Origin of the sequence: Leifsonia sp. TF02-11 (assembly GCF_017565305.1) — a bacterium.
In the GTDB taxonomy this organism is placed as follows: domain Bacteria; phylum Actinomycetota; class Actinomycetes; order Actinomycetales; family Microbacteriaceae; genus Leifsonia.
The window spans coordinates 1-5561 of sequence record NZ_JAGEKP010000046.1 but is presented as its reverse complement, the minus strand read 5'-3'; the positions used below and the strand labels follow the sequence as shown (position 1 = coordinate 5561).

6 protein-coding genes and 1 pseudogene are annotated in these 5561 nt (G+C 65.7%); all 7 read left to right on the top strand.

Features of this window, described 5'->3' with window-relative positions; genetic code table 11:
* Positions 1-974 (top strand): hypothetical protein (locus JNB50_RS24795; protein ID WP_208042745.1); only part of this gene is annotated, 974 nt, incomplete at its 5' end.
* A gap of 188 nt (positions 975-1162) precedes the next feature.
* Entirely contained in the window at positions 1163-1711 is a 549-nt protein-coding gene (locus tag JNB50_RS24790; RefSeq protein WP_208042744.1) for a hypothetical protein, read from the top strand.
* A gap of 5 nt (positions 1712-1716) precedes the next feature.
* Complete coding sequence (locus JNB50_RS24785) at positions 1717-1878, top strand: hypothetical protein (RefSeq protein WP_208042743.1); 162 nt, start codon at positions 1717-1719, stop codon at positions 1876-1878.
* Positions 1875-2198 (top strand): hypothetical protein, encoded by a 324-nt coding sequence (locus JNB50_RS24780; protein ID WP_208042742.1) that lies wholly within the window; start codon positions 1875-1877, stop codon positions 2196-2198. The genes JNB50_RS24785 and JNB50_RS24780 overlap by 4 nt, the downstream gene beginning before the upstream one ends.
* Complete coding sequence (locus JNB50_RS24775; RefSeq protein ID WP_208042741.1) at positions 2198-3235, top strand: hypothetical protein; 1038 nt, start codon at positions 2198-2200, stop codon at positions 3233-3235. Before JNB50_RS24780 ends, JNB50_RS24775 begins: the two co-directional genes overlap by 1 nt.
* 3 nt (positions 3236-3238) lie before the next feature.
* Complete coding sequence (locus tag JNB50_RS24770) at positions 3239-4774, top strand: SCO6880 family protein (RefSeq protein ID WP_208042740.1); 1536 nt, start codon at positions 3239-3241, stop codon at positions 4772-4774.
* Position 4775: 1 nt separating this feature from the next.
* Positions 4776-5561, top strand: a pseudogene (locus JNB50_RS24765) (ATP-binding protein); the annotation flags it as partial.

Genomic DNA, 5561 nt, shown 5'->3' with positions numbered 1-5561 from the left:
CACAACCTCACGGGGAACTACAACTAGGCGTCGGCGGCGGCGCGTGCGGCGGCTCAGCCCCGAGCGTTGCCGACGGCCAAAGCGTCGATGGCTACGGAACATACCAACTGAAGATCGCCGCGACGATCATCACCGTCGGGCAGCAGATGAACATTCCCACGCACGGGCTGACCCTCGCGCTGATGGTGGCGATCGGAGAATCCGGTCTCCGGAACCTCGACCACGGGGACGCCGTCGACAACACCACGATCGGTGTCTTCCAGCAGGGAGCGGGATACGGCGCCCGCGAGCAGCGGATGGATCCCGCGACCGCGGCTCGTGCGTTCTACACGCGGATGCTGCGCGTGCCCGACTGGCAGACCGCCGTCCCTACCCTGGTCGCTCACACGGTACAGATCAACGCCGACCCGAACCACTACACGCCGTTCTGGATACCCGCCGAGCACGTGCTCACCGCGCTCACCGGAGCAACGACGGGCACGTGCCAGGTGCCCGCTGACGCCCGCGCAGCGGCCGCCGCATTGGTTGCGGACATCCAGGCAGGCAAGCTGACCTTCCTCGAAGCCCGGTACCAGCAACAGGTCATCAACATGGCCGACGGCAGCGCCACAGCGAACTGCACGCTCGACGGGCACGTCCTCCAGCTGATCGTCGTCGCGGTGCAGAGCTTCCAATCCATCGGCGTCAGCGACCTCAACCGGCGGTGCACCGGCGAGACACCGGGCGCCGGCACCGCCTCGGCGCACTGGAAAGGCAAAGCGGTCGACTTCTACGCCGTAAACCGGCGCTCCCTAACCGGTGCAGACGACCTCTCCCTCCAACTCATTCACGCCCTTGACCCTTATGCCCCGCACGGGTCCAGCCTCGGTCAAAGCGACTGCCGCGCACGCGCCCACGTCGCGACCGGTGTGCTTCTAAATTTCACGAGCGCTTTTCCCGATACCTGTACGCACCAACACGTGCAGGTGCCTTGACCAACGAATTTCCGATTTGCGCGTCACAAACCGCCCAGAAACACAACGTGTAGGTGAAGGGCGCATACGCAACCGAGGTGAATGACATGAACAAGAATCTGATCGCACTCGCGGCCTTGCTCCCATGCCTGGTCCTTGCCGGGTGCGTCAGTACCGCACCAAACCGTGACCCCTCGTTGACGGCGGTCATGCCCGTCGCCCCGACGCCAACTGCCGATCCGGCCAAGCCGATCGCGGACGGCATCGTCGACACCGTCTGGGTCCAGGTGTTCGGCGGCGCCACCTTCAAGTCGAAGCACGGCTGCAAATGCACCCTCCCGCACACCTCCGCGGAACTCTTTCCCGCCGGCACACCGGTCCTGTTCCTCAAAGTCACGATGACGGGGGAGTGGAAGCCATCGCAGGGCAACCGGACGACTCAGGACGTCACCGGCACCACCCTGAAGGGAACCCAGTTCGACGGACGCCCCGAACCGGCCGTCCTCGACATCGCCGACGGCCCAGCAGCCGCGAGAGCCGCCGGACTTCCATGGCTACCCACCGGGCTCTTTCACGGGCAGAGCGATTGGACCATCCCGAACAACGAGGATCGCTCCTTCGCCGTCGCCTACTATCTCCCCTCCGGAGTGGACCGACTCCAGCTCACCGTCAGCGTGCCAGCAGAGGGCCAGCCCAATGTCCTGTTCGTGACCCTGCCCGCAGCGGCCGTCCGCGTATCCACCGGATCAGGGGAGTGAGGCCGATGGGCATCGTGCTCAACGTGCTCGCCCTACTGGCGATCATCTGCATCTGCCTAGCCGGCGTCGCCGGCGTCAGCTACCTCGCAGCGCGTCGCCGTGACACCGCGCCAGGCATCGAAAAGACCACCGCACCTCGCACTGATGGAAGGAACACCGAATCATGAACGCACTCAACGAAGCAATCGTCACCCTGCACTCGCGCACGATCACCGTGCTGACGGTCAACAACCCGTCCCCGGACTTCTCTGGACCCGGCGTCGGCGCGCTGCAGTCGATCGCGAACGTCGTGTTTGCCATCGTGCTCACCCTCGCCATCATCGGCGGCCTGATCGCGGCCGGGTTCATCGTCGTGGGCCACATCTCCAGCAACGGACGCGTGCAGAAGATGGGCATCATCGGCGTGGTCAGCTGCGTGGCAGGTGTCGCCGTCGCCGCCGGGATCGCGGGCCTCATCAACTGGGGCCAGTCACTTCACGTGGCGTGATGAGCATGCTGATCCTTGCTGCCCCCGACCCGTTCTCGCCGAACTACAGCTGCTTCATCTCCGACTTCGGCTGCCAGGCCTCTCAGACGGTGGCCCAATTCATGGCCTCGACCATCCGCAACCTCGGCGACTTCATCGCCACGATGATCACCGGGGCGTTCAACACGAACATTGACCAGGGCAGCTGGGACATCGCGCACTCGCAGTTCCTGTTCTGGATCGCCGTCACCGCGCCGGTCATCCTGATCGTCGCTCTGATCCAGATCGCGATCGCGATGATCCTGCAGGACTGGGCGCGCATCGGCCGCACCGCCGCCGGCGCCGCCCTCGCCATCCCCTTCAGCGCCATCTGCGTCTGGGCGATGCAACAGTTCTCCGGCATCACCGACGACGTCACGCGCTCCCTCACGACCTCTGTCCAAGGCGGCGACCTGAGCCAAAGCCTGCTGCGAGTGGTCGGCATCTTTGACCTTCCGAAGCAAGCCTCCGGCGTGATGCACAGCGCGGAGTTCATCAAAGGCGGCGCCATCTTCACCATGGCCACCGACGGCGCACAAGGGCCAGCGGCCGTCGGCGAATACGTAATGGCGCTCCTGGTCGTCGCCCTGATGATGATCGCCACCCTGTTCCTGTTCATCGCGATGTCGATCCGTGAATTCGGACTCCTGGCCCTGGCAGCGATGGCCCCGGTCGGGCTGATGATGATCGGCCAACCCAAGCTCACCGCCTGGGCACAGCGCTGGATGAACCTCACTGCTGGACTCCTGATCGCCAAACCCCTTGCGGCGGGCGTCGTCCTCCTCGCCGTCGAGCTGACCAAAGCAAGCCTCAGCATCGGTGTCGTCCTCGTCGCTGCCGGCGCGGTAATTGCGGCCTCGTTCTCGCCCCTGTGGGCGACAAAGCTCGTCTCCTTCGCCGGTGCCGAAGTCGGCACCGCCCTTCACCACCGGTTCTCGGTCCGCGACCAGTTCTCGCGAGCCTCCACCGCAACCGCTCCCGTACGGACTGCCGCGCGGGTCATCAGGGTTGGGAAGTAACTCATGACCACCTTCACCGCCGAGCAGCTCATCACCGACGAAGGCGCACCTCGCGTCCGCTTCGCCGCCCGCGAACGGCGAGGCATCTTCCTCGGACTCACCTTCCTGCAGGTGGTCGTGGTCGGTGGCGCCGTCGCCATCCTGCTGGCAACGCTTTTCATCAACCCCAATGCGCTCTGGGTGATGCTGCCGCTGATCGCTCTCATCGTCTTCTTCGCCCTTGCGACGTACCGGCGCGAACCAGTGCTCGTGATCGCGGCCCAGGCCGCCCGGTACGTATACCGCAGCGTCGCCGGCCAAACGGTGTTCCGCCGGGACGTCTGGTTGCGGGTCGCCACCGTGTCACTGAACGTCGGCCACGCCCACGTTGCCGCGGTCACGCCGATTGTGACCTCGAAGTTTCTGCTCCCTGGCGCGCTGGGGGATGTGCAGATCGTTCAGATCCCCGGCGCTGGCGCGTTCATTTATAACGCTCGTGGGCGGCTCGCATCGATCACGGTGCGTGTTGGATCTCGGGCGTGGGCGCTGCGCGACAAGGGCACCCAGGAGGCGGCGTACGACGGGTTTGTCGAGTGGCTCAGCTCGCTGGAGAACCTGCCGGGCGTGCGGGAGACCACGATCCGCATCCGCGTAGACCGGGCCTCCTCCAATGAGCTGCGCGACTACCTCATCGCCCGCGAAGGCGAATACGCCCCACAGGTCAGTCCAGAACTGCGCCAGCAGTATTGGGTGCTGACTCAGGCTGCGTCAAAGCGGTCGATGGGGTTCACGAACTACGTCACCCTCACCTTCGACACGGGTGCGCTCAACGGGGCGATCCGCGACGCAGGCAAAGGACTCAGAGGGCTCGCCGCCGTGCTCAAGGAACGGGTGGCCGGCATCGAGACCTCGATGGAGCACGCCCGCCTCACACCGGCCGGATGGCTGACCTCCGATGACTTGGATGAGCTGCTCGCGCTCTCCGCTGATCCGGTCTCGGCCGCGACCCGGCGTGAGCAGGACGACACCCTCCAGCCGCAGCCCGCACCTCCTGTCATGGGCATCGACGAGGGTTGGGACGCGATGCGCGTGGACGAGTCCTGGCACCAAACCTTCTGGGTCGCCGAATGGCCTCGCACGGACGTTCGCACCGGGTTCCTCGAGCCCCTGCTTTACGCCGGGGACGCGACCCGGGTGATCACGTTGCAGGTGCGGCCGGTGGCCACGCACAAGGCGCTAGCCCAGCTGAACCGAGCCCAGTCCGACATGGAAACTGCCGCCACGATCCGGATGAAACTGTCCTCCCGCGTCCCGCTCACTCACCTGCGCGAGGAGGAGGATCTAGCGGTTCGCGAGCATGACCTCGTCGACGGGTTCGGGGATGTGCAGTATCGCGGGTTCGTCACCATCTCCGCTGAGTCGAAGGACGCGCTAGCGAAGGCGCGGACGGATATCGAGCAGGCCTCGCACCCGGCGCGTCTGGTGCTGGCATCGATGTCGGGACAGCAAGCCGCCGGGTTCGTCACCGGGGCTCTGCCGGTACCGATGGAAGGGGAGTGAGATGAAGCCGAACACTGTCATCGGGCGCATCCCGGCGGACGAGAAGCCGGGAGCGAACGGTCGACTCCACAGTGGCACGGTCGTCGACAAGAATTCGAGCTGGAAGCTGCAGAGCGCGGAGTTGCCGGCGTCGAAGATGCCGGCGTGGGGGTGGAAGCATCCGCACAATCTGCGTGGCCCACTGCGAGCAACCCCACCCGCTCACCACTGCAGCTCGAAGGTCCTCGGTGGTGCGTACCCGTTCTTGGCCGAGACTGGGGACATCCTCACCGGGGCGTATATCGGCGAGAATCTGCTCTCGCGTGCTCCGTTCTGCTTTGATCCCTGGGACGCGTACTCGGCCGAAGCGGTCCGCTCGCATTCGGTCGCGATCCTCGGGGTGAAGGGGACAGGCAAGTCGATGCTGGCCAAGTCCTGGTCGTCCCGGCTGGCCCGCCTGGGGCGGAAGATCGCGGTGCCTCACGACCCCAATGGAGAGTGGGTGCGCGTGGCCGCCTACGTCGGCGGCACCTCCGTCAGCGTTGGCCCGGGCAAAGCCGCCCGCATCAACCTGCTCGACGAGGGCCCCAGGGACGCTTCGTTCTCGGATGAGGACTGGAACCAGAACGTCCTCCAATACCGGCGGGCGGCCGTGAAGACGATCATCCGCCGGCTCCGTGAAGGCGGGAGCCTGGAACCGGTCGAGCACACCGCTCTCGACGTCGCTCTCGATGCGCTCCGCGGCCAGTCGACCGTCACCATCACCCACGTCTACAGCCGCCTAGTTGTAGTTCCCCGGCACGTTGTG

Bases quoted from the DNA above. Each gene is read 5' to 3' on its own strand.
- JNB50_RS24790 (WP_208042744.1), top strand. From the start codon at position 1,163: ATGCCCGTCGCCCCGACGCCAACTGCCGATCCGGCCAAGCCGATCGCG.
- JNB50_RS24780 (WP_208042742.1), top strand. From the start codon at position 1,875: ATGAACGCACTCAACGAAGCAATCGTCACCCTGCACTCGCGCACGATC.
- JNB50_RS24770 (WP_208042740.1), top strand. From the start codon at position 3,239: ATGACCACCTTCACCGCCGAGCAGCTCATCACCGACGAAGGCGCACCT.
- JNB50_RS24775 (WP_208042741.1), top strand. From the start codon at position 2,198: ATGAGCATGCTGATCCTTGCTGCCCCCGACCCGTTCTCGCCGAACTAC.
- JNB50_RS24785 (WP_208042743.1), top strand. From the start codon at position 1,717: ATGGGCATCGTGCTCAACGTGCTCGCCCTACTGGCGATCATCTGCATC.